19 protein-coding genes are annotated in these 23482 nt (G+C 71.0%); 14 read left to right on the top strand and 5 right to left on the bottom strand.

Translation table 11 applies throughout. From position 1 onward, the window contains the following. Nucleotides 1-77: 77 nt before the first annotated feature. Nucleotides 78-719 carry a TetR/AcrR family transcriptional regulator gene (locus ACWD68_RS34670; RefSeq protein ID WP_451810428.1) on the bottom strand — a complete coding sequence of 214 codons (642 nt, stop codon included), beginning with the start codon at nt 717-719 and terminating at the stop codon, nt 78-80. Between the two features lie 186 nt (nt 720-905). Then, a complete protein-coding gene (locus ACWD68_RS34675; RefSeq protein ID WP_451810429.1) occupies nt 906-1124 on the bottom strand; it encodes a hypothetical protein in 219 nt (72 codons plus the stop codon). 160 nt (nt 1125-1284) lie between these two features. Here ACWD68_RS34675 and ACWD68_RS34680 point away from each other — a divergent pair, with 160 nt between their 5' ends. The 13 genes from ACWD68_RS34680 to moeZ all read left to right on the top strand — a co-directional run bounded on the left by ACWD68_RS34680 (nt 1285) and on the right by moeZ (nt 16419). Continuing rightward, a complete protein-coding gene (locus ACWD68_RS34680) occupies nt 1285-2274 on the top strand; it encodes an alpha/beta fold hydrolase (protein ID WP_451810430.1) in 990 nt (329 codons plus the stop codon). Nucleotides 2275-2282: 8 nt separating this feature from the next. Beyond that, nucleotides 2283-3872, top strand: coding sequence for a DUF3152 domain-containing protein (locus tag ACWD68_RS34685; protein WP_451810431.1), 1590 nt, complete (start codon nt 2283-2285; stop codon nt 3870-3872). A gap of 55 nt (nt 3873-3927) precedes the next feature. Beyond that, nucleotides 3928-4020, top strand: coding sequence for an Ms4533A family Cys-rich leader peptide (locus tag ACWD68_RS34690; protein WP_383279183.1), 93 nt, complete (start codon nt 3928-3930; stop codon nt 4018-4020). Nucleotides 4021-4218: 198 nt separating this feature from the next. Further along, nucleotides 4219-5937 (top strand): ABC transporter substrate-binding protein, encoded by a 1719-nt coding sequence (locus tag ACWD68_RS34695; RefSeq protein ID WP_451810432.1) that lies wholly within the window; start codon nt 4219-4221, stop codon nt 5935-5937. Nucleotides 5938-5941: 4 nt separating this feature from the next. Then, a complete protein-coding gene (locus tag ACWD68_RS34700; RefSeq protein WP_451810433.1) occupies nt 5942-7063 on the top strand; it encodes an ABC transporter permease in 1122 nt (373 codons plus the stop codon). Then, nucleotides 7060-8058 (top strand): ABC transporter permease, encoded by a 999-nt coding sequence (locus ACWD68_RS34705; protein WP_451810434.1) that lies wholly within the window; start codon nt 7060-7062, stop codon nt 8056-8058. Before ACWD68_RS34700 ends, ACWD68_RS34705 begins: the two co-directional genes overlap by 4 nt. Further along, entirely contained in the window at nt 8055-9794 is a 1740-nt protein-coding gene (locus ACWD68_RS34710) for a dipeptide ABC transporter ATP-binding protein (protein WP_451810435.1), read from the top strand. The genes ACWD68_RS34705 and ACWD68_RS34710 overlap by 4 nt, the downstream gene beginning before the upstream one ends. A 213-nt stretch (nt 9795-10007) precedes the next feature. Then, nucleotides 10008-11750, top strand: a complete 1743-nt coding sequence (locus ACWD68_RS34715) for a DUF3492 domain-containing protein (RefSeq protein WP_451810462.1) — start codon at nt 10008-10010, stop codon at nt 11748-11750. Nucleotides 11751-12008: 258 nt separating this feature from the next. Next, nucleotides 12009-12194: a hypothetical protein gene (locus tag ACWD68_RS34720; RefSeq protein ID WP_451810436.1), complete on the top strand. Its 186-nt coding sequence runs from the start codon at nt 12009-12011 to the stop codon at nt 12192-12194. Beyond that, the gene (locus ACWD68_RS34725; RefSeq protein ID WP_451810437.1) at nt 12191-13231 is read left to right on the top strand and encodes a hypothetical protein; all 1041 of its coding nucleotides are present in this window, start codon (nt 12191-12193) and stop codon (nt 13229-13231) included. Before ACWD68_RS34720 ends, ACWD68_RS34725 begins: the two co-directional genes overlap by 4 nt. Before the next feature lie 246 nt (nt 13232-13477). Then, on the top strand, nt 13478-14440 hold the full coding sequence (locus ACWD68_RS34730; protein ID WP_451810438.1) for an NAD-dependent epimerase/dehydratase family protein: 963 nt from the start codon (nt 13478-13480) through the stop codon (nt 14438-14440). Next, on the top strand, nt 14428-15177 hold the full coding sequence (locus ACWD68_RS34735; RefSeq protein WP_451810439.1) for a spherulation-specific family 4 protein: 750 nt from the start codon (nt 14428-14430) through the stop codon (nt 15175-15177). Before ACWD68_RS34730 ends, ACWD68_RS34735 begins: the two co-directional genes overlap by 13 nt. Nucleotides 15178-15240: 63 nt before the next feature. Next, the gene (moeZ, locus tag ACWD68_RS34740; RefSeq protein ID WP_451810440.1) at nt 15241-16419 is read left to right on the top strand and encodes an adenylyltransferase/sulfurtransferase MoeZ; all 1179 of its coding nucleotides are present in this window, start codon (nt 15241-15243) and stop codon (nt 16417-16419) included. A gap of 71 nt (nt 16420-16490) precedes the next feature. Here the strand turns inward: moeZ and ACWD68_RS34745 are convergent, their stop codons facing one another. The 3 genes from ACWD68_RS34745 to ACWD68_RS34755 all read right to left on the bottom strand — a co-directional run bounded on the left by ACWD68_RS34745 (nt 16491) and on the right by ACWD68_RS34755 (nt 22776). Continuing rightward, on the bottom strand, nt 16491-18047 hold the full coding sequence (locus tag ACWD68_RS34745; RefSeq protein ID WP_451810441.1) for an alpha/beta hydrolase: 1557 nt from the start codon (nt 18045-18047) through the stop codon (nt 16491-16493). Between the two features lie 116 nt (nt 18048-18163). Next, complete coding sequence (locus tag ACWD68_RS34750) at nt 18164-19708, bottom strand: alpha/beta hydrolase (protein ID WP_451810442.1); 1545 nt, start codon at nt 19706-19708, stop codon at nt 18164-18166. Between the two features lie 224 nt (nt 19709-19932). Then, complete coding sequence (locus ACWD68_RS34755; protein ID WP_451810443.1) at nt 19933-22776, bottom strand: lysylphosphatidylglycerol synthase domain-containing protein; 2844 nt, start codon at nt 22774-22776, stop codon at nt 19933-19935. 185 nt (nt 22777-22961) lie between these two features. On the opposite strand from ACWD68_RS34755, the gene ACWD68_RS34760 reads away from it, so the two are divergent. Continuing rightward, nucleotides 22962-23327 (top strand): MGMT family protein, encoded by a 366-nt coding sequence (locus ACWD68_RS34760; protein ID WP_451810444.1) that lies wholly within the window; start codon nt 22962-22964, stop codon nt 23325-23327. Nucleotides 23328-23482: the final 155 nt, after the last annotated feature.

The following is a 23482-nucleotide window of genomic DNA, read 5'->3' on the forward strand; positions in this document are numbered from 1 at the left end:
TGGCTCCCCCTGCCCCCACCGGGCCGGGTAAAAAACGGGGCGGGGGGGGGGGGCCCCCCTCGGCCGCTTCCTCCGTGTCAGTGCTGATCGGTGCCGTGCAGCGGGAAACCCGCGATGCCCCGCCAGGCGAGCGAGGTCAGCAGCTGGACCGCCTGGTCGCGCGGGACACTGCGGTCGCTGTGCAGCCAGGAACGGGCCACCACCTGGGCCAGGCCGCCGAGACCCGAGGCGAGAAGCATCGACTCGGCACGCGAGAGACCGGTGTCCTCCGCGATGACGTCGCAGATCGCCTCGGCGCACTCGTGCGTCACCTTGTCGACGCGCTCGCGCACCGCCGGCTCATTGGTCAGGTCCGACTCGAAGACCAGCCGGAAAGCCCCGCCGTCGTCCTCGACGTACGCGAAGTAGGCGTCCATCGTCGCGCGGACGCGCAGCTTGTTGTCCGTCGTCGACGCGAGCGCCGCCCGCACCGCCAGGAGCAGGGACTCGCAGTGCTGGTCGAGCAGGGCGAGGTACAGATCGAGCTTGCCCGGGAAGTGCTGGTAGAGAACCGGCTTGCTGACGCCCGCGCGCTCGGCGATGTCGTCCATGGCGGCCGAGTGATATCCCTGCGCAACGAATACTTCCTGGGCGGCGCCGAGGAGCTGGTTGCGTCGGGCACGGCGCGGCAGGCGAGTGCCCCGCGGGCGTGCTGCCTCTGTCTGCTCGATGGCTGTCACGCCGCCTCCCAAATTGTCCACGTGCGGTGTGCGCCGCGCCGCCATCGTACTTTTCGGTAACCGTGCTGTGTGTGGTGCGAGCGCAGAATTTCACGGACCGGACGCCGGCGGCGGTGGCGCACAGTGTGCCGAAGGGGACGAGCTGGGCACCCGGCCGTCCCGACGGCCCTGATCAGCGGTGTCGCGTCACCGATAGTCGTCCTCGTTCAGCCGGACGACCCGGGCCTGCTCGGCGAGATCCCCTTCATCGGCGTTGAGGGGGTCGCCCGGGGGTTCCGGGTCGACATCGTCCGCGGGATCCAGTTCGGCGGACTGCTCGGCGGCGTCGGCCTCGGGGGCCTCCACGCCGAGGATTTCCCGGAACTGGTCATCGAATGTACCGGGGTCTGTCGGGTCGACTGTCATGGTTCCTCTTCCCGAACGGGTACGAGTGCGCTCCTGATGTGCGTACTAGTGCCCTCGTTCGAAGCCTAGGAGACACGGGATCCGGACGCTATGCGATCCGGTCGCCATCTGTGACCGCGAACACATGAGCCCCCGCGTGATCGTCTCGTAACATTGCGGCATGTCTTCGACCGAGCTCCCGCCCGCGCCGGCCGCAACCGTCCTGCCGAGAGTCGGCGCCGTCAGGGTCGCGGAAGGGGAGCGGCTGCGCTCGGTGGGGCTGCCCGGCGTCACGCTGACGGTCCGGTCGAGACCGCCGTCGCGGGAGGGACTGCCGGCCGCACTGTACGTGCACGGCCTGGGCGGTTCCTCGCAGAACTGGTCGGCGCTGATGCCGCTGCTCGACGGGCTCGTGGACAGCGAGGCCCTCGATCTGCCGGGCTTCGGCGACTCGCCGCCACCGGACGACGGCAACTACTCGATCACCGGACACGCGCGCGCGGTCATCCGCTATCTCGACGCGTCCGGGCGTGGGCCGGTGCACCTTTTCGGCAACTCGCTCGGCGGAGCCGTCTCGACGCGGGTCGCGGCCGTCCGGCCGGATCTGGTCCGGACACTCACGCTGGTCTCACCCGCGCTGCCCGAGATCCGCGCCCAGCGCACCGCGTTGCCGACCGCGCTGCTCGCGCTGCCCGGGGTGGCGGGGCTGTTCACCAGGCTCACCAGGGACTGGAGCGCCGAGCAGCGTGTACGAGGGGTGACGGCCCTCTGTTACGGCGATCCCGGCATCGTGACGCCCGAGGGGTTCCGCAACGCGGTCGAGGAGATGGAGCGGCGACTCGCTCTCCCCTATTTCTGGGACGCCATGGCACGCTCCGCGCGCGGGGTCGTGAACGCGTACACGCTGGGCGGACAGCACGGACTGTGGCGTCAGGCCGAGCGGGTGCTCGCCCCGACGCTGCTCGTGTACGGCGGCCGTGACCAACTCGTCGGCTACCGTATGGCGCAGCGCGCGGCCCGTGCCTTCCGCGACTCCCGGCTGTTGTCCCTGCCGGACGCGGGGCACGTCGCCATGATGGAGTATCCGGAGACGGTCGCCACCGCCTTCCGCGAACTCCTGGCGGACCTGGGAGAGTTGATCTCCCCGGCGGCAGTCGGCGCGGAGAGCTGAGGCGGGAAGTGGGACGACACAGTCGTCGGGGGCGGGCCGAGAAGCCGGACACCTCGCGGACGCGAGCGGTTCCGGCAGCGGAGGCGGCACCCGCCCCGGCGCCGGGTCCGGATCGCGCCCGCCGCGCGGCGACGCAGCCGACCGGCCCCCTGGGCCCCTACCCGCCCGCGGGCGGGTCCCCGCAGCGAGGCGCGCCGCGATTCGACGAGGGGACGCCGGCGCACGGGTTCCCGCGGATGGCGGACGGCACTCCCGCGCGCGGGGTGCCTCGATTCGCGGACGGGACTCCCGCACACGGCGTCCCGCGTCATGACGACGGCACCCCGGCACATGGGGTGCCGCGTTTTTTCGACGGGACCCCGGCGCAGGGCGTGCCGCGCCTTCCCGACGGGACCCCGGCGCACGGTGTGCCTCGCTTTCCCGACGGGACCCCCGCCCATGGGATGCCCCGGGTGCGGGGCGGGCATCCCGAGCAGCGTGAACCGGGCGGTGGCTGGGGGGAGACCAGGGCCGGTGGGGCTCCTCAGGGCGCGCCTCCCGGACCCCGCGTCCCCCGGCAGCGTCAGGAGCACGTAGCCGCCCCGCGGCAGGCGTACGTCGACGCGTTCGACCTCGGAGCGGAGGAGAGCGACGACCTCCTCGCGTCTCGCGGCGGCGTTCCGGGGCGGACGGCGGATCCCCGGGCCGACGACCCCTACGGCTCCGTCACCGACTGGGACAGCCGGTCCGCCGAGGCCGGTGGGCCGTCGCTGCCGGAGACCGAGGAACAGGCAGAGGGCAAGGCCCGCAAGGGGCGGGCGTTCACCGGGATCGCGGCGGCCGCCGTCACCACCGTGCTGGCCGTCGTCGTGGCCGGACAGGTCGCCTCGGGGCAGCACGACGCCGGCGCGCGGACGCAGGCCGCCGAGGACGCCGGCGGCCGGGTGACCCGGGACTCCGCCTCGCGCGGGGACGACCGGCCGACCCAGTCGGGGGCGCCGAACGTGGCCGCGGCACCTCTGACGTACGGCCAGAAGATGGCCAGGACATACCCCCTCGGCGCGAAGCTCAAGGCGTCGGGGAAGTTCGAAGCGGTGCCCGGAGTCGCCAAGGCGCCGGGCAAGGGGCGCAAGTACACCTACCGCGTCGACATCGAGAAGGGCCTCGGCCTCGACGGTGAACTCTTCGCCGAGGCCGTGCAGAAGACCCTGAACGACCAGCGGAGCTGGGCGCATGGCGGCGCCCGTACCTTCGAGCGGATCCACTCCGGGAAACCGGACTTCGTCATCACACTGGCGAGCCCGGGCACCACCGCCGAGTGGTGCGCCAAGTCGGGGCTCGACACCACGGAGGACAACGTGTCGTGCGACTCGGCGTCCACCGAGCGCGTCATGATCAACGCGTACCGCTGGGCCCAGGGCTCAACGACCTACGGTGACGAGATTCACGCCTATCGGCAGATGCTGATCAACCACGAGGTCGGCCACCGGCTCGGATACGGGCACGTCACCTGCGACAAGGACGGCGAGCTCGCCCCGGTCATGCAGCAGCAGACCAAGTTCCTCGACCACGACGAAATCCACTGCCTCGCCAACCCATGGGCCTATCCCGGGAGTTGACAGGGGCGTCCGGGCCACGTTGACATGCGTCGAAAGATCGTTCATATTTTTCCGCATGTCGCCCCGTCACGCCTCCGTATGCGCCGCCCTTGAGTTGGCGCTCATCGGCGTGACCGCGCTCTGCGTGGCCGACATTCACTGTCGCTGACGCCCGCCCCCGGCGAGTGCGTCGCTTTCCTCCCGTTTGTTCCCGTGCGCCCCTGAATCTCCCTGATTCGGCGCGCCGGTGCCTCTTTCGGTCCGGTCGGACACCGACGCCTGACGCCCTGGGCGGGCTCCGCGCTCTTCCGTCTCACTCTGCGTCAATCCGTCTCAGTATTCGAGCATTCCGAGAGGTCGTCTTCCGATGCGTCAACCGTCCCTCATAGCGCGCCGCGTGGCCGCGGCATCCGTCAGCCTGGTCGTGGCAGCGGGCGCCGCCGCCTGCGGCCCGGAGGACAACGATGCCAAGAGCTCCGGTGGCGACTCGCGGCCCCACAAGGGCGGCACGCTCACCGTCCTGAACGCCAACGCGCAGCAGGACTTCGACCCCGCGCGGCTCTACACCTCCGGCGGCGGCAACGTGCCCTCGCTGGTCTTCCGTACGCTCACCACCCGCAACCGCGAGAACGGGGCCGCCGGCGCCGAGGTCGTGCCGGACCTGGCCACCGACACCGGCCGCCCGAGCAAGAACGCGACCGTGTGGACGTACACCCTGAAGAAGGGCCTCAAGTTCGAGGACGGCACGCCGATCACCTCCGCCGACATCAAGTACGGCATCGAGCGGTCCTTCGCCGCCGAACTCTCCGGGGGCGCTCCCTATCTGCGCGACTGGCTGATCGGCGGGGCCGACTACCAGGGTCCCTACAAGGACAAGAAGGGCCTCGACTCGATCGAGACGCCGGACGAGCTGACCATCGTCTTCCACCTGAACAAGCCCGAGGGCGAGTTCCCCTACCTGGCCACGCAGACGCAGTTCACGCCCGTCCCGAAGGCCAAGGACAAGGGAACGAAGTACGAGGAGCACCCGGTGTCCTCGGGTCCGTACAAGGTCGTCAAGAACGAGAACGACGGTGAGCGCCTCACCCTGGAGCGCAACACGTACTGGTCCGCCTCGACCGACGCCGAGCGCAAGGCCTACCCCGACAGGATCGACGTACGGTCCGGCCTGGACTCGTCGGTGATCAACCAGCGGCTGTCCTCCTCCCAGGGCGCGGACACCACCGCCGTCACCACGGACACCAACCTCGGCCCCGCCGAGCTCGCCAAGGTGACGGGGGACAAGGAACTGGCCTCGCGCGTCGGCACCGGGCATTTCGGCTACACCGACTACATCGCCTTCAACCCGAAGGTGAAGCCGTTCGACGACCCGAAGGTGCGCCAGGCGATCTCCTACGCCGTCGACCGCAGCTCGGTGATCAACGCCGCCGGCGGCTCGTCGCTGGCCGAGCCCGCGACGACGTACCTGCCGAACCAGAAGTCCTTCGGCTACACGCCGTACGACCACTTCCCGGCGGGCGAGTCCGGCAACGCGGCCAAGGCCAAGGAACTGCTGGCCGAGGCGGGCCACAAGAACGGCCTGACGGTCACGCTCACGCACTCCAACAGCAAGGACTTCGAGACCAGCCCGGAGATCGCGACCGCCATCCAGGACGCGCTCAAGAAGGCCGGCATCACCGTCAAGCTCCAGGGTCTCGAGGACAACGACTACAGCGACAAGATCCACGGCGCCAAGACCGAGCCGGGCTTCTTCCTCGCCCACTGGGGTGCCGACTGGCCCTCCGGCGGTCCCTTCCTGGCCCCGATCTTCGACGGCCGGCAGATCGTCAAGGACGGCGCCAACTTCAACACCGGCTTCCTCAATGACAAGTCGGTCAATGACGAGATCGACGCGATCAACAAGTTGACGGACCTCGACGAGGCCGCCAAGCGCTGGGGGGCACTCGACAAGAAGATCGGTGAGCAGGCGCTGACCGTGCCGCTGTTCCACCCCGTCTACAAGCGCCTGTACGGCAAGAACGTCAAGAACATCGTGATCAGCGACTGGACCGGCGTGCTGGACATCTCCCAGGTCTCGGTGAAGTAGCGCCGTGAGTGAGGCACTCCTCGCCTCCCCGGCCCCCGCGGCGGACCCGTCCGCCGCGGGGGCCTCGGGGGCCCGTCAGTTCTGGCGGCGGCTGCGTGCGCAGCGCGCCGCCCTGGTCGCCGCCGCCGTCGTCGCGCTGCTCGTCCTGGTCGCGATCGCCGCACCGCTGCTCACGGCGATCGAGGGCCAGGACCCCACCACGTACCACCCCTCGCTGGTGGACTCCGCGCGCGGCGGCGTCCCGGTCGGCCCGCTCGGCGGCATCGGCGTCGACCACTGGCTCGGCGTCGAACCGCAGACCGGCCGCGACCTCTTCGCACGCCTCGTGTACGGCGCCCGGGTCTCCCTCGGCGTCGCCCTCGCGGCGACCCTGGTGCAGGTCCTCATCGCCGTCGTCGTGGGCGTGGCGGCCGCGCTCGGGAACCGATGGGTCGATCAACTGCTGAGCCGCGTCACCGAGATCATCGTGGCGATGCCGCTGATGATCATGTCGCTGGCGCTGCTGGCCATCGTGCCCAGCAGCTTCCCGCGTCCCGTACTGGTCGCCCTCGTCATCGGACTGATCGCCTGGGGCACCCTCGCGAAGATCGTGCGCGCGCAGACGCTCACGCTCAAGCAGCTGGACTACGTGGCCGCCGCGCGGCTCAGTGGCTGGGGCACCTGGCGCATCGCCCGCCGCGAGCTGCTTCCGGGCCTCGCCGCCCCGCTCATCACGTACTCCGCGCTCCTCGTGCCGATGAACATCGGTGTCGAGGCCGCGCTGTCGTTCCTCGGCGTCGGTGTGAAGCCCCCGACGCCGTCCTGGGGACAGATGCTGACCGCCGCCGACGTCTGGTACCAGGCCGCGCCGCAGTATCTGCTGCTGCCCGCAGGCGCGCTGTTCGTCACCGTCCTGTCCCTCACCGTCCTGGGCGACGGCGTGCGCACCGCCCTCGACCCGCGCGCGGCTTCACGTCTGCGCGTCGGCACGGGGCGCAGGGGCGAGGCCAAGGCCGCCGCGGGCGGGACCGCCGCGGGCGGGACCGCCGCGTCCCGGTCCGGCGCGGGCCTGGGCCTGCCCGGGCAGGACGCGGGTCCGGACCGGCCGGGTGCGCGTTCCTCCGAGACCGAGGAGGCCCCGGCATGAGCGGATTCGGCGGGTTCGTCCTGCGCCGTGCCCTCGGCACCGCGGTCACCCTCTTCGCCATCTCGGTGATCATCTACGTCGTCTTCTACGCCACTCCCGGCAACGTCGCCCAGATCACCTGCGGTCCGCGCTGCTCACCCCTCCAAGTGCACCAGGTCGCCGAGCAGTTGCATCTCGGAGACCCGCTGTACGTGCGCTACTGGCACTTCCTGGAGGGCCTCTTCGTCGGCCAGGACTACTCGACGGGCACCTCCGTCCAGCACTGCTCGGCGCCCTGCCTCGGGCTGTCGTACCAGACCGACCAGCAGGTCACGCAGCTGATCCTGACGAAGCTGCCGGTCAGTCTGTCGCTGGTGTTCGGCGGGATGGTCGTCTGGCTCGTGCTCGGCGTCGGCACGGGCGTCCTCTCGGCGTGGCGGCGCGGCCGGCTCAGTGAGCGGGTGCTGACCGGCATCACCCTGGCCGGGACGGCGACGCCCGTCTTCGTCATCGGTCTGATCCTGATGATCGTCGTCTGCGGCCAGCTGCAACTGCTGCCCTTCCCGCAGTACGTGAACTTCTCCGACGACCCCGAACAGTGGGCGTGGAACCTGTTGCTCCCCTGGCTCTCGCTCGCCCTCGTCGAAGCCGCCGCGTTCGCCCGGCTGACCAGGGCCTCGATGCTGGAGACGCTGGCCGAGGACCACATCCGGACCTTCCGGGCCTACGGCGTCGGCGAGCGGTCGATCATCGGACGGCATGCCGTACGGGGAGCGCTCGCCTCGATCATCGCGCTGAACGCCAACACCTTCGGGTCGGCGGTCGGTGGCGCGGTGCTCACCGAGACGCTCTTCGGACTGCCCGGCATCGGCCAGGAACTGGTGCACGCGGTGAACGTCGTCGACCTTCCCGTGGTGGTCGGCATGGTCCTGGTCATCGGCTTCTTCGTGGTCATCGCCAACGCCGTCGCGGACGTGCTCTACGCGGTGGCCGACCGACGGGTGGTGCTGGCATGAGCGACTCCTCCAAGACCCCTTCCCACGCCCCGGCAGGGGCCTCTTCCACGCTCCCTTCCACCGCCCCCGCGGCGGCCTCCTCACCGGCTTCTCTGGTCGAAGTGAGCGATCTCGTCGTCGACTTCGGGGGCCTGCGGGCCGTCGACGGGCTCTCCTTCCGGCTGGAGAAGGGTGCCGCCCTGGGCCTGGTCGGCGAATCCGGCTCGGGCAAGTCCACCGTGGCCTCCGCCCTGTTGGCGCTGCACCGGGGCACCGGAGCGCGCGTCGGCGGCACGGTCCGCGTGGCCGGCGTGGACGTACAGCGGGCATCCGACGACGAACTGCGTCGGCTGCGCGGCGGCAAGGCCGCCATGGTCTTCCAGGACCCGCTGTCGTCCCTCGACCCGTACTACGCGGTCGGCGACCAGATCGCCGAGGTGTACCGGGTGCACACCAAGGCGTCCCGACGAGCGGCACGCGCGCGTGCGGTGCGGGTACTGGACCGCGTCGGCATTCCTGACGCGGCCCGCCGGTCCCGTTCGCGCCCGCACGAGTTCAGCGGCGGTATGCGCCAGCGCGCTCTCATCGCCATGGCCCTGGCCTGCGAACCCGAGCTCCTGATCGCCGACGAGCCGACCACGGCCCTCGACGTGACCGTCCAGGCCCAGATCCTCGACCTCTTGCACGCCCTGCGGCAGGAGACCGGGACGGGACTGCTGCTGGTCACCCATGACGTCGGGGTCGCGGCCGAGAGCGTCGACGAGATCCTGGTGATGCGTCACGGACGCGCGGTCGAGCACGGGCGGGTCGACGCCGTCCTCGGCGCGCCCCGGGAGCCGTACACCCGGGAACTCCTGGGCGCCGTCCCCCGCGTGGACACACCGCGCGCGGTCGTGCGTGGCGGAAGCACGGACTCGGCCGGGGGCACCGGTCCGGTCGAGGGCGCCCCCTCGGACGACGTCGTCCTCGAAGCGGTCGGGCTGCGGCGCGAGTTCGGTCGCGGGAAGCAGCGGTTCGCGGCCGTCGACGACGTGTCGCTGGCCGTCCGCCGGGGCGAGACCCTCGGCATCGTCGGCGAGAGCGGCAGCGGGAAGACGACCCTGGGAAGGATGCTGGTGGGGCTCCTGGAGCCCACGACCGGTGTCGTCCGCCACGAGGGACGCGAACAGTCCGGCGTCCGTCCCTCGGTGCAGATGGTCTTCCAGGACCCGGTCTCCTCCCTCAACCCCCGCCGGAGCGTGGGCGAGTCCATCGCCGATCCGCTGCGGGCGCGCGGTGGGCGCGGTGAGCGGGACGAGCAGCGCATTCGAGGGCGGGTACGGGAACTGCTGGAGCGCGTGGGACTCGAAGAGGCGCACTACGACCGCTACCCGCACGAGTTCAGCGGCGGACAGCGCCAGCGGGTCGGCATCGCGCGGGCGCTCGCCGCCGAGCCGCGCGCCATCGTGTGCGACGAGCCGGTCTCCGCGCTCGACGTCACCACACAGGCTCAAGTGGTCACCCTACTGGGTGAGTTGCAGCGAGAACTCGGACTCGCGCTGGTCTTCGTGGCACACGATCTCGCGGTCGTGCGCCAGGTCAGCGACCGGGTGGCGGTGATGCGGCGGGGCCGGCTCGTGGAATACGGTCCGGCCGACGAGGTGTACGAGAACCCGCGGGACCCATACACCCGGCAGCTGCTGGCCGCCGTGCCGGCGCTCGACCCGGAGGTCGCGGCGAGGCGCCGGGCGGAGCGCAAGGAACTGTTCCTGGCGTGACCCGATCGAGGGCCCGAGCCCAGCGAAACGTGACTGCTTGATCCCGTAGCGCGACAAAACGCGGTCTGCGCGGGAAAGTTACGACCGTTCACCCCTTTTGGTGGCGTGATGGACAACCGTCCGTCGCGCCACCGCCTTGTCCGCATACGTTCGTCCCGCTGCGAGCCGCCGGGTCAACGGCGGCTCCCCATACGGGAGATCGGGGGTGTGCTCGTGCGCATCGGACTGCTGACGGAGGGTGGTTATCCGTATGTGAGCGGTGACGCCAGGCTCTGGTGCGACCGGCTCGTGCGAGGGCTCGGGCAGCACGAGTTCGACATCTACGCCCTCAGCCGCACCGAGAGCCAGGAGGACGAGGGCTGGATCCGGTTGCCGCCCCAGGTCAGCCGCGTACGCACGGCACCGCTGTGGACGGCGCAGAGCGACGGGGTGGTGTACGGGCGCCGGGCGCGGCGCCGGTTCGCCGAGGCGTACGGGGAACTGACGGCGGCGGTGTGCGCGGGACCGGAGGCCGTAGGCGCGGAGGTGCCGGGGGACGGGGCGGCTTCGGCCGGCCTCGAGGCGGACCGTTTCGCCAGCGCGTTGTACGCCCTGGCCGAACTCGCCCGGGACGAGGCCGGACTGGTCGGCGCCCTGCGCTCCGAGAGCGCGGTCCGTGCCCTGGAACGCGCCTGTCGTGCGTCCGGCGCACTTCGCACGGCCCGCACCGCGCGCGTACCCGATCTGCTCACCGTCGCCGCGCACATCGAGCGCGCCCTGCGCCCCCTCTCGCTGGACTGGTACGGGGACGACGGGCTCGGCTCGGTCGACCTCTGCCACGCCGCGTCCGGCGGAACGGCGGCCCTGCCCGGCCTCCTCACCCGGCACTTCTTCGGCGTCCCCCTGCTCGTCACCGAGTACGGCGTACAGCTGCGAGCGCACTACCTGGCCGCCGCGACCGTCGGTGAGGCCCCCGCCGTTCGGGCGCTGCTCGCCGCGTTCCACGGCGGACTCGCCGCCGAGGTCTACCGCGTGGCCACGCTCATCACGCCCGGCAACGCGCACGCCCGCCGCTGGCAGGAGCGCTGCGGCGCGGACCGCGCCAAGCTGCGCACCGTCTATCCCGGTATGGAGGCCGAGCGCTTCGCGGACGTGGGGGAGGGCGTGGAGGGCAGCCGGTGCGCGGACCCCGACACGCTGGTCTGGGTCGGCCGCATCGAACCGGCCAAGGACCTGATCTCCCTGCTGCACGCCTTCGCCGAGATCCGCAAGGAGGAGCCGAAGACCCGGCTGCGGATCGTCGGCGCCCCCGCCGACGGCCCGGACGGCGCGACCTATCTGGCCCACTGCAAGGCCCTGGCCGCACAGCTCTTCCCCGACGAGGCGGAGGGCACGCACGCGGTCGGCGACAACCCGGTGTCCTTCGAGGAGATCGGCGGCCCGGAGATCCCGAGCCTCGCGGAGGCCTACGCCTCCGGAGCCCTGGTCGTCCTCTCCAGCGTCGTCGAGGGCTTCCCGATCAGTCTCGTCGAGGCCATGTTCTGCGGCCGGGCCACCGTCTCCACGGATGTGGGCGCGGTCGTCGAGGTCATCGGCGGTACGGGGCTGGTGGTGCCGCCGCGCAATCCGCGGGCACTCGCGGAGGCGTGCGTGGCCCTGCTGCGCGACCCGGAGCGCCGTGAACGCCTGGGCGCGGCCGCCCGGGCGCGCGCTCTCGAACTCTTCACCGTCGAGCAGAACATCACGGCATTTCACGGCATTTACCTCGAGATCGTCTCGCACTCCCCGGTGAGTCGGGTACTGGTGGACGACGAGGGGGAGCCGTTGCCCTTCGGAGTCCCCGCCGAGGCCCACGTGCCCGGCCGCTGGACCGAGTCCCGCCTCATGACCGCGGACCGACCGCGCTGGGCGGAGGGCGCACCGGTACGAGCCACTGTGCCCATGCCCGTTGCCGTTTCTGTGGGGGAGGGCGCGTGACGATCGACAGCGGTGGACCCGGTGCCCCGAGCGGCCTCGACGACCTGGATGAACCGGACCGGCCCGCACCACCGACGGGCTTCCGTATCTGGGACGAGCGGTCCGAGGAGTGGCTGGTGGCGGAGGAGACGGACGGACGGGCCACGGGTGCGCGGGAGGGGACTGCCGTCGGGACCGCAACGGACCCGGTGGATCCGACGGATGGCTCCTTCGCGACGGACGGTCCGGGCCTCGACGCCGGCCCGGACCATGTCCTTGGTGCCGGTCGAGGCATCGGCCCCGGTGCGGGTGCCGGAGGCCCCGACGGCTCCCATGACGCGGGTGCCGGAGGCGCTGACGGCACTGACGGTCTTCACGGTGCGGGTGTGGGAGGTGCTGACGGCGCCGACGGTTCTCTTGGTGTGCGCAGGCCCACAGGGCGGCGCGGTGCGGCGGACCCCGTGAAGGCGCTGATACACCGGCACCGCGAGCTCTGCGAGCGGGCCGTGGACCCGCTGGAGATCGCGGCGGGACTGGAGGCGCACGGGGTCACCGACCGGACCGCCACCCGCTTCCGTCACCGGGACGTCTTCTCGCTCGCCGAGGAGATGTACGCGCGCGTTCCGCGCGAGGGGGAGTCCGCGCCCCGCACCGAGACTCCGGGACGCCCCGGCACGCGCACCTACTGGGCGGCGCTCGCGCTGGTGCCGGGCGCCCTCGGCGCGGCCGTCGTCGCCGGAGTGCGGCTCACCGAGGGGCAGCCGCGCCTCGCCGTCGCCGCGTTCGGCACCCTGACCATGACGCTGGGCCTGCATGCCGCCCTCCGGCAGGGCCCCCTGAGCACCCGGAACCGCACGACGAGCGCCACACGCGCGTGGACCTACTGGCTCATCGCGTACGCCCTCGTCGGTGACGGACTGCTGAGCGCCGGCCTCGACGGCGGCCCGGACGGCCCCTGGCCCCTGGCCGTCGCGCCCGTGCTGGCCCTCGCCCTGGCCTGCGCCCCGGCGGCCTGGTGCGCCCAGCTCTTCGTCGCCCGCGCCCGCCGCCGACTGAACGCGAGCCGTGGTCTGGAGGAGTTCGCCTCCTCCGTACGACCCCTGCTCCTCGGAGTGTTCGGTCTGTTCCTGTGCGCACTGGGCGGGCTGCTCGCGCTGTGCGGGACGGCACTGAGCGAGTCGCCCGCCTACGCCGGAGCCGGTGCCCTCGGCGCCCTGCTCCTGCTCGCGCGGCTGCTGACCGTGCGCGGCTTCACCCGGACCCCGGCCATCGTGCTCGCCGCCGCGGGCGCGGCGGAGGCCACCGCCCTCGCCGCGGTCTTCGCCGCCCGCCTGCCCGGCTGCTCGTTCCTGGCCGTCCCCGTCGACAGCCTCGTCGGCGCGGGAGGACCCGGCGCCGTACCGGCCCTGGCGTGCGGGGCGGGCGCCCTCGGCCTCCTCGTCCACGCGACCCGCGTCCTGACCCGCGCCTCGGCCCACGCCCTTCCCTGCGAGGCCCCATGAACCGCGATCCGCGCCCCGCCGCACCGAGCCCGGCGGCCCGGTCGACCGAGGCCGCCCGAAACCGGCCCACGACGCCCCCCACCGCCGTGAGTCCTCCCCGGCGTCCGGGACAGCCTCCCGGATCCGGGCCCCCATCTCCCGCGGGGCCGACACCGCGGGCCCTCTCCCCGACCTACGGCATCACCCCGAAGGAGACAGTCAGATGATCACCTCCCGAACCGGAGAATCCGCCCCGGGAGCCGCCCGATGAGGGTCCTGCTGATCGGAGCCAACGGCTACCTCGGCCGTTTCGTCGCCGACAGACTGCTGGCCGACCCGGCCGTGCAGCTCACCGCGCTCGGCCGGGGCGACGACGCCGACGTACGGTTCGACCTGGCCTCGGGCAGCCCCGGCGCGCTCACCCGCTTCCTCGACGCGGTGCACCCCGGAGTCGTCGTCAACTGCGCGGGCGCCACCCGCGGCGGCGCCCGCGAACTGACCCGGCACAACACCGTCGCCGTCGCCACCGTCTGCGAGGCCCTGCGGCGCAGCGGCTGCGGGGCCCGGCTCGTCCAGATCGGCTGCGGCGCCGAGTACGGGCCCAGCCAGCCCGGCTCCTCCACCGCGGAGGACGCCGTGCCGCGCCCGGGTGGCCCGTACGGCGTGAGCAAACTCGCCGCGACCGAACTCGTCCTCGGCTCCGGCCTGGACGCCGTGGTGCTCCGCGTCTTCTCGCCCGCGGGACCCGGCACCCCCGCCGGATCCCCGCTCGGCCGGCTCGCCGAGGCGCTGCGCCGTGCCATGCAGGCCAGCGACGGCGAGCTCAAGCTCGGCGGTCTCGGCGTCCAGCGCGATTTCATCGACGTCCGTGATGTCGCCCGCGCCGTCCACGCCGCCTCCCTCTCCGCCGCACAGGGCGTGATCAACATCGGCTCGGGCCGTGCCGTACGTCTCCGTGACGCCGCCGCCGTCCTCGCGCGCGTGGCCGGCTACAGCGGCACCCTGCACGAACTCGACGGCCCGCCCGGCCCGTCCATGAGGCCGGCCATCGGTCACCCCCGCCCCGAACCCGACCACGTGGCCCCGGTCGCGTACCCCTACCCGGACGGCTGCGGCAGCTGGCAGCAGGCCGATGTGCGCACCGCACGCGACCGGCTCGGCTGGCGGCCCCGGATCAACCTCGAGGAATCCCTCGCGGACATCTGGATGGAGGCGGCATGCCGTATCTGACCAGCACCGCAACCGGCAGTGCGAGCACCGACTTAGGACTCGGCTTCGGCATCCCCGGCTATGCGCACCCCCTCGTCGCTCCCGTGGAATGGGACGAACTCACCCGCCCCGGCACCCCCTTGCACTGGGTCGTCCTGAACGTGGACAACGGTCCCGGTGCGCGACCCGACCCGCGCTGCCTGGAGGCCTCGGGACGGCTGCGCAACGCGGGCGTCCGGGTGCTGGGGCTCCTGGACACCACCTACGGAGCACGCACCTTCGGCGAGGTGATGTCCGACGCGCGGCGCTACCTCGACTGGTATCAGGCCGACGGATTCCTCCTCGGCCGCTGTCCGGGTGAGCGCGCCGCGCTTCCTGAGATCCGCCGCACGGTCGGCGCGCTCCGGGCGCTCCGTGACGGTGCCCACATCGTGCTGGGACACGGCACCCACCCGCACCCGGGATACGCCGAGCACGCCGATCAGTTGGTGACCTTCTCGGGCCCCTGGACCGAATACCGCTGGTCGCAGGTCGCCGAGTGGACCGCCGACCATCCCCCGGAGCGCTTCTGCCACTTCGTGCACGGTGTGCCGCGCGGGCACCTGGACGAGGCGCTGCGCATCGCCCGCTGGCAGGGCGCCTCGACGATCTACTTCACCGACCGCTCGGACCACGGCGGGACGGCCGATCCCTGGGAGGCGATGCCCGGCTACTGGGACGAGATCGTCTCGCGGATCGGAACGGGTGTCTCGGAATGAAGAAGGGCGTGGCAGTGTTACGGGGAGAACAACTGTAGTGATTGACCGACCAACGGAGTCCCCGTGTCGCTGCCACCCCTGGTCGAGCCAGCCTCTGAGCTCACCGTAGACGAGGTCCGCAGGTACTCCCGCCACCTGATCATCCCCGATGTGGGCATGGACGGGCAGAAGCGGCTGAAGAACGCCAAGGTGCTGTGTGTGGGCGCCGGCGGCCTCGGATCGCCGGCGCTGATGTACCTGGCCGCGGCGGGCGTCGGCACGCTCGGCATCGTGGAGTTCGACGAGGTCGACGAGTCCAACCTGCAGCGCCAGATCATCCACAGTCAGGCTGACATCGGCCGTTCCAAGGCCGCGTCGGCGCGCGATTCCGTACTGGGTATCAACCCGTACGTGAACGTGGTCCTTCACGAAGAGCGGCTCGAGGCCGAGAACGTGATGGACATCTTCAGCCAGTACGACCTGATCGTCGACGGCACGGACAACTTCGCGACCCGCTACCTGGTCAACGACGCGTGTGTGCTGCTCAACAAGCCGTACGTGTGGGGCTCGATCTACCGCTTCGACGGCCAGGCTTCCGTCTTCTGGTCCGAGCACGGACCCTGCTACCGCTGCCTCTACCCGGAGCCCCCGCCGCCGGGCATGGTTCCCTCCTGCGCCGAGGGCGGTGTCCTCGGCGTGCTGTGCGCGTCCATCGGCTCCATCCAGGTCAACGAGGCGATCAAGCTCCTCGCGGGCATCGGTGAGCCGCTCGTCGGCCGCCTGATGATCTACGACGCCCTGGAGATGCAGTACCGCCAGGTGAAGGTCCGCAAGGACCCGGACTGCGCGGTCTGCGGTGAGAACCCGACCGTCACCGAACTCATCGACTACGAGGCCTTCTGCGGCGTCGTGTCCGAGGAGGCGCAGGAGGCGGCCGCCGGCTCGACGATCACTCCCAAGCAGCTCAAGGAGTGGATCGACGACGGCGAGAACATCGAGATCATCGACGTCCGCGAGATCAACGAGTACGAGATCGTCTCGATCCCCGGCGCCAAGCTGATCCCGAAGGGCGAGTTCCTCATGGGCACCGCCCTGGAGACCCTGCCGCAGGACAAGAAGATCGTCCTGCACTGCAAGACGGGTGTCCGCAGCGCGGAGGTCCTCGCTGTCCTGAAGTCCGCCGGTTTCTCCGACGCGGTGCACGTCGGCGGCGGTGTGATCGGCTGGGTCCACCAGATCGAGCCCGAGAAGCCGGTGTACTGACCGACTGCTCGGCCCGCTCTTCCGATGGCGGGGGTTTCGCGAACCGGGTGTTCGCGAAACCCCCGCCTTCGTCATGAACAGACCTTGCCGTCCTTCGGCACCGTCCCGTCCAGCAGATAGCTGTTCACGGTCGAGTCGACGCAGTCGCTCCCACTCCCGTAGGCGCCATGGCCCTCGCCCTTCCAGGTGAGCTCCACGCCCACACCCTTGCCGAGCTCGTCCGCCATCCTGCGGGCGCCCTCGTAGGGTGTCGCCGGGTCCCCGGTGTTGCCGACGATCAGGACGGGTTCGGCTCCCGGTGCACTGACCTCGGGGGAGTCGTACTGACCGGCCACCGGCCAGTCGTGGCACCAGCCCGCCGTGTCCCAGCCCATGAAATCGCCGAAGACGGGCGAGATCTTCTCGAACTCGGGCAGCCGCTTCTTCGTCTCCTCGGGAGTCGGCCGCTGCTTGTCGTCCAAGCACGATATGACCCGTTGGGAATGTGTCGTCGTGCCGTAGTGCCCCGAGGCGTCGCGTTCGTTGTAACCGTCGGCGAGCGTCAGCAGCTCCGAACCGTCCCCGTTCTCGGCCGCCTCGAGGGCGGTGGTGAGGCTCGGCCAGCCCTGCTTGCTGTACAGCGGCAGCACGATGCCGGTGAGGGCCAGGGACTGGCTGAGCTCGCGCCCGCCGCTGGTGGGCAGCGGCTTCGCGTCGATCCGCTTCAGCAGGTCAGCGATCTTCCGGGAGCCCTGCTTCGGGTCCTGGCCGGTGGACTTGAGGTAGTCGTCCAGAGCGCGCTGGAAGCCCAGCGTCTGGTTCTTGGCATGGCCCACGGTGTCGGCGCTCGGGTCGACGACCGCGTCGAGCACCAGGCGGTCCACGTTCTTCGGGAACAAGTGGGCGTACACGCCGCCCAGTTCGGTGCCGTAGGAGATGCCGAAGTAGTGCATCCGGCGGTCGCCGAGGACCTGGCGCATCAGGTCCATGTCGCGGGCCGTGTCGGTCGTCGAGACGTGGGCCATCAGCTTGCCGGCGGCCTTCTCGCAGCCCTTTCCGAAGTCCGTGGCGTCCTTGAAGTACGCCGCTTCCTCGGCCGCGTCGTCCGGTGTGGCGTCCAGCGACTCCGAGGCCTGGATGGCCTTGTCGCCACGGCATCGCACGCCTTCGCTGGCGGCCACCCCGCGCGGGTCCCAGCTCACCAGGTCGTAGCGGTCGTGGAGCGAGCCGACGACGCTTTCGTACGACGGCAGCGTGGAGACGCCCGAGCCACCGGGGCCGCCGAAGTTGAACAGGAGCGAGCCGATGCGCTTGCCCTGGGCGCCGGTCGCCTTGGAGCGGACGAGCGCGAGGCCGATCGTCTCGCCGCCCGGCTTCGCGTAGTCCAGCGGCACCTTGAGCGTCGCGCACTGCCAACCGCTCCCGGGCGCGGGGGAGTCCGAAGTGGCTTTGCAACGGCCCCAGTCGAGTTTCTGCGAGGTGAGCGAGGCGGGCAGCCCGGGCGACCCGCCGGAGGACGGCGCGGTGGCCGATGGTGGTCCGTCGCCGTTCTTGCCCTCGTCCTTGCCGTCGCCGGACGAGCCCCCACCGCAGCCGGCCACCAGCAACGTGGCGGCGGCAGCGGCCGTCCACCGTGCGAAACGTGTCATGAGCGTCCCCCCTTGCCCGTGGTCCGCCCGAAGTCGCGGATCACATGCAGGCAATGGTAGGCGCCGGCCGCCGACCGCAGCCGAGGCCTGTGTATAACGCTCTGACCTGCGATTTTCTAGGAACAAACGGTGCCGCTCGACGGCACCTTGCCCTGCAGCAGATAGCCGTTCACGGCACCCTGCACACACTTGTTCTTGCTGTCGTAGGCTCCGTGCCCCTGGCCCTTGTACGTCAGCTCGACACCGACGCCCTCGCCGAGCGCGCCCACCATCGCACGGGCACCCTCGTACGGTGTGGCGGGGTCGCCGGTGTTGCCGACCACGAGGATGGGTGCCGAGCCGGGGGCGCTGACGTCCGGGTGGTCGGCGGCTCCCGCCACGGCCCAGTCGGTGCAACTGACCATGCCCCAAGCCAGATAGTCCCCGAACAGCGGGGAGGCGGCCCGGAACTCCGGAACGATCGACTGCACCTGATCCGCGGTGTAACGGGGCTTGTCGTCGGCGCAGTTGATGGAGACGTTCGCCGCGGCAATGTTGCTGTACTGGCCGTTCTCGCTGCGTCCGTTCATGGAGTCCGACAGCAGCATCAGCACCCTGCCGTCGCCGTCGTACGCCTGCTGAAGTCCCTCCGTCAGGTACTCCCAGAAGTCCTTGGAGTACAGCGACTGCGCGATGCCGCTGGTCGCGGCGGTCTGGGTGAGCTCGCGCGGGAAGACGCCGGGGATCGGCTTGGTCTCGAGGTCCTTCAGCAGTTTGGCGATGCGGTCCTTGACGTCCTGCGCGGTGTCGCCGATGGGGCAGTCCTCGACCTTCGAGGTGCAGTCCTCGGCGAAGTTGTCGAGCGCGAGCTGGAAGCCCCTGGCCTGACCGAGGGAGCTCTGTTCCGGGTTCTGGGTCGGGTCGACGACCCCGTCGAAGACGGCACGGCCCACGTTCTTGGGGAACAAGTGGGCGTAGACCCCGCCCAGTTCGGTGCCGTACGAGATGCCGAAGTAGTGCAGCTTGTCGTCTCCGAGCACCTGCCGCATCAGGTCCATGTCGCGGGCCGCGTCCGTGGTGCGCACATGAGGGAGGACCTTGCCGGAGTTCTTCTCGCACGCCGCGTTGAACGTCCTGGTGTTCTGCAGGAGTTCCTGCTGTTCGGCGGCGTCGTCCGGAGTGGCGTCCTGCTGGAAGTACTCGTCGAGCTGCCGGTCGTTCTCGCACTTCACGCCCGCGCTGCGGCCGACACCGCGCGGGTCGAAGCTCACCAGGTCGTATCGGGTGCGCAGGGCGGCGTAGTCCTTTCCGAAGGTGGGCAGGGTGGTGACGCCCGAGCCGCCGGGGCCGCCGAAGTTGAAGATGAGCGAGCCGATGCGCTTGCTCGGCGCGCCGCTCGTCTTCGCCCGGATGAGGGCGAGCCCGATCGTGTCGCCCTTGGGCTTGGCCCAGTCGAGGGGCACTTTCAAGGTGGCGCACTGCCACTCCGTACCGCCCGGCAGGGGAGAGGGGGCGCTGCCGCCGCCCTCTGCCTCGGACGGCGCCGGGCACGCCTTCCAGTTCAGCTTCTGCGCCGTCAGATCCTCGTCCTCGGAGTCGCTGCTGCAGCCGGACACCCACGAGGTCAGCAGGACGGCGGTGGCGGTCAGGGCAGCGGCGCGCAGCTGAGGCGGGTTCGGCATGCTCCCCATCCTGCGGGCGCGCGGGGTGGGGCGCTCGGGGCACGAGCCGTGTGGGTGAGGACGCACCGCGGGGCTCGTACCCGGTGGGGCGGGGCAGGTACGAGGCGGTCCGGCCACGGTGGGCCGGGCGTGCACGAGGCGGCCCTACGAGGTGGGCCGAGCCGCGCACAAGGCGGTCCTGCGCGGTGGGCCGAGGCGCGTACGGCCGGTCCCCGCGCGGACCGCTAGAGCGCGCCCTTGCGTGTCAGATGGTTGAAGTACAGCCATCCGGGCAGCACCGGAATCCACAGCGTCAGCAGCCGGTACAGCAGCACCGCGGGCGCCGCGACCTCCTTCGGGAGCCCGACGGCGATCAGGCCGACGGTGAGGGTCGCCTCGACCGCGCCGATGCCACCGGGGGTCGGTGCCGCCGAACCCAGCGCGTTGCCGGCGAGGAAGACGACGGCGACACTGGCGAGGCTGAGGGAGGTCGTCTCCTCGTTGCCGAACGCGCGGATCGACGCGTCCAGGCACATCACGAAGCAGGCGGTCAGCAGCAGCATGCCGCCGATGCCGGTGATGAGCTTCTGCGGCCGCTGCAGCACGTCGAGCATGCGCGGTACGACGCCCGCGAACAGCGACCGCACGCGTGTGGAGACGAACTTGCGCAGCAGTGGCACCGACGTCACCACGAGGACGAGTACCGCGACGGTCAGCAGACCCGCGATGACCGTGCGGGACGGCGACAGGGACGGTGTCTTCTCCGTACCGGTCAGATAGCCGAAGGAGAGCAGCATCAGGATGTGACAGCCGAGCCCGAACAGCTGCGACGCGCCGACGCTCGCCACCGCGAGTCCGGGCCGTACGCCGGCACGCTGCAGGAAGCGTGTGTTGAGGGCGACGCCGCCGACCGCGGCGGGCGCCACGATCTTCACGAACGAACCGGCGACCTGCGCGGCCACGGTCCGAAGGAAAGGCACCCGCTCCGGTACGAAGCCCAGCAGGCTCATCGCCGCCGCGAAGTAGCTCAGCGCCGAGAACAGCACCGCCGCGGCGACCCAGCCCCATTCGGCGTTGTCGAAAAGGGTGCCGAACGGGGTGTGGGTCAGCTGTGTGAGCAGGAAGTACGCGCCGATGGCGCCGGCGATGAAACTGATCAGTGTGCGCGGCCGGATGCGCTCCAGGCGGGCCGGTTCGACCGGAGCCTGCGGTCTGATCAGCAGCACCTGGTGGCGGATCTGGGTGAGCAGGTCCTCCTCGCGCGCCTCGTCCAGGGCCTCGTCGATCGCCCGCTTCTCGGCGCGCTGTTCCGCGCGTACGGCCTTCTTGCCGGGCTTCTCCGGCACGGGTGCGGCGGCTTCCCTCGCCTCCTCGGCGCGGGCGAGCTTGGCCTGCTGCGAGGCCTCCAGCACCGCATCGCGTTCGCGCTGCGAGCGCTCCCGGGCGAGTTTGCGCAGCGTCGCGCGCGTGGAGCGCGTCAACGCGATCGGCTGGAGCAGGGGCAGACAGTCCGCGACCGCGTCCGGTCCGAGCACGCCGACCGCCGATGCCACCGCCCGCTCGGCGCCCACGCGCAGCCCGAGGGTGGTCACCAGCTGGGCGATGTCCATGCGCAGCAGCAGATCGCCCGCCGCGATCTCGCCGCCGCGCAGATCGGTGAGGATCACCGTGCCGGAACGATCCACCAGAATCGCGTCGCCCGCGAGCCGGCGGTGCGCGATGCGCCGGGACTGCAGTGCCTGGACCTGATGCCAGGTGTCGCGCAGCAGATCGTCGGTGATGAGCTCGTCGGGCAGCGAGTCGAGGGTGCGGCCGCCGGTGTGCTCGTAGACGAGCATCACGGCGTCGGGGCCCAGCTCGGAGGTCGCGATCAGCTTGGGCGCGTTGGCGCCGGCCGCGATGGCCGCGTACGCGAGCAGCGCTTCCTGTTCGAGGGCCTGGCGCAGTGACTGGAGGCTGCGGCGCGTGGTGATGCCGCGCAGCGTCAGACGGCGCCAGACGCGGTAGAAGAAGCCCTGCGCCTGCTGCTCGCGGTCGACGACCGTGACGTCCAGCGGTGGACCGTCCTCCAGGGTGACGAAGTAGCGTCGGCCGCGGTCGCCGCTCTCCGCGGTCTCCGGAGCCTCTTCGCGGGCCGCGCTGACCGGGTGGAAGCCGACGTGCCGAAGGCCCGCCATCAGCGTCCGCCCGGTGGGCCGCACGTTCGGTGAGCCGACCGCGTACAGCGTCCCGTAGGCGACGGTCCAGCCGATCAGCACCGTCAGGATGATCGAGAACGGGGTCGTGTAGCCGGTCACCAGCATGGAGAAGGCGTCGAGGAGCAGGACGACCCAGAGCACCCCGCGCCAGCGTGGTCTGCGGGACATGCCGACGGCCGTCATATAGGCGATGACCGGTGCCAGATAGCCGTGCACCGGGTCGGTCAGGGCGTGGATGTCACCTGGCGAGGGCTGGGTGAGCGCCTCCTGGATGGAGTCCGGGGCGCCCTTCGCGACCCAGAGGTCCGTGGCGAGTGTCACTCCGTGCGCGAGGACCGCGGCGAGGACACCGTCGGCGATGCGAAGTCCGTCCCGCTTGATCAGTCGCTCGATGGCGAAAGCAACGGGTACGAGCAGGATCGCGATGCTCGAGGCCAGCCCCGCGATCTTGATCAGCAGATCGGGTGCCTGCCCGGTGCCCTTGTTGATGTCCTGTTCGAGGCCCGAGGTGGTGCCGTGCGCGAACGCGGCGATGGCGAGCAGCACCACGATGGCGAGAACGCCGACCAGGAGCCGCATCAGGTCGGACGGACGGTGCACGCGCGCGGGGAGCAGCGGTTCGTCGCCTTCGACCTCGTCGGTGTGCGCCTCGTCGGCGCAGTCCGCGTCCGGCTTGACCTGCCGCTTCTCGTCCCCGTGCGTCCGGGACGCTGTTCCGTGGGTCCTGGGAGGGGATTCCCCGCCCTCGCCGTCAGCGGTTTCGTTCGTCACGGCGGAGGACTCGTTCGTCCCGCCGTCCGTGTCCTTCTCGTCGACGCCGCCGGTGTCCGGGCGTGACGAGGCAGCGGAGGCGCCCTCCGCGTCTTCGGGGTGCACGCCCTGCTGCCTCATGGTCTCTTCTTGATCTCGTATCACCAGTCACCGCCCGCACGATGGTGGCATGCCCGACCGACACACGGGGGCATCAGGGTGCAAATGCGGGACCTGCAGTGTGCGCCGAGCGTCACTCCGGGGCGGGGGATACGCACGGTCGCCGTCAGGTCACGTTGTCGGTGGGGTGGGGCAGGATGGGGCGGATGAGCGAGGAGAGCCTTCCGGCGGATGCCCTGCCGGAGTACGCGGAGCGGGTCCTTGAGGTCGCTGAGCTGATCCCGCACGGGCGCGTCATGACGTACGGCGACGTCGCCGAATGGCTGGAAGAGGGCGGGCCGCGCCAGGTGGGCAGGGTGATGGCCCTCTACGGAGGAGCGGTTCCGTGGTGGCGGGTCATACGCGCCGACGGTGTGCTGCTCCCCGGCCACGAGCTGGACGCGCTGGCCCACTACCGCGCCGAAGGTACGCCTCTTAAGGAGGCGAGCCGGGCCTCCGAGGGGCATCTGCCACGCGTCGACATGAGACGGGCGCGATGGGACGGCGGCGAACGCGCGGAAGGTCACACCTGACAGCTTCCGGCATTCACGGGGCGGAGGGGGAAACTGGAGCCCGTATGAGGGAAACGAGGCACATCCGTGACATGCCGTACGTTCGTGAAACCGGGGACGCACGTGGCGTGAGGGAAGAATCGGAAGCCCTCCTTCCGTGAGCCGTACCGGCGTAG

Source organism: Streptomyces sp. NPDC005141, assembly GCF_053599975.1.

Bases quoted from the DNA above. Each gene is read 5' to 3' on its own strand.
- ACWD68_RS34675 (WP_451810429.1), bottom strand. From the start codon at position 1,124: ATGACAGTCGACCCGACAGACCCCGGTACATTCGATGACCAGTTCCGG.
- ACWD68_RS34680 (WP_451810430.1), top strand. From the start codon at position 1,285: ATGTCTTCGACCGAGCTCCCGCCCGCGCCGGCCGCAACCGTCCTGCCG.
- ACWD68_RS34690 (WP_383279183.1), top strand. From the start codon at position 3,928: ATGTCGCCCCGTCACGCCTCCGTATGCGCCGCCCTTGAGTTGGCGCTC.
- ACWD68_RS34695 (WP_451810432.1), top strand. From the start codon at position 4,219: ATGCGTCAACCGTCCCTCATAGCGCGCCGCGTGGCCGCGGCATCCGTC.
- ACWD68_RS34705 (WP_451810434.1), top strand. From the start codon at position 7,060: ATGAGCGGATTCGGCGGGTTCGTCCTGCGCCGTGCCCTCGGCACCGCG.
- ACWD68_RS34710 (WP_451810435.1), top strand. From the start codon at position 8,055: ATGAGCGACTCCTCCAAGACCCCTTCCCACGCCCCGGCAGGGGCCTCT.
- ACWD68_RS34730 (WP_451810438.1), top strand. From the start codon at position 13,478: ATGAGGGTCCTGCTGATCGGAGCCAACGGCTACCTCGGCCGTTTCGTC.
- ACWD68_RS34735 (WP_451810439.1), top strand. From the start codon at position 14,428: ATGCCGTATCTGACCAGCACCGCAACCGGCAGTGCGAGCACCGACTTA.
- ACWD68_RS34745 (WP_451810441.1), bottom strand. From the start codon at position 18,047: ATGACACGTTTCGCACGGTGGACGGCCGCTGCCGCCGCCACGTTGCTG.
- ACWD68_RS34750 (WP_451810442.1), bottom strand. From the start codon at position 19,708: ATGCCGAACCCGCCTCAGCTGCGCGCCGCTGCCCTGACCGCCACCGCC.
- ACWD68_RS34755 (WP_451810443.1), bottom strand. From the start codon at position 22,776: ATGAGGCAGCAGGGCGTGCACCCCGAAGACGCGGAGGGCGCCTCCGCT.
- ACWD68_RS34760 (WP_451810444.1), top strand. From the start codon at position 22,962: ATGAGCGAGGAGAGCCTTCCGGCGGATGCCCTGCCGGAGTACGCGGAG.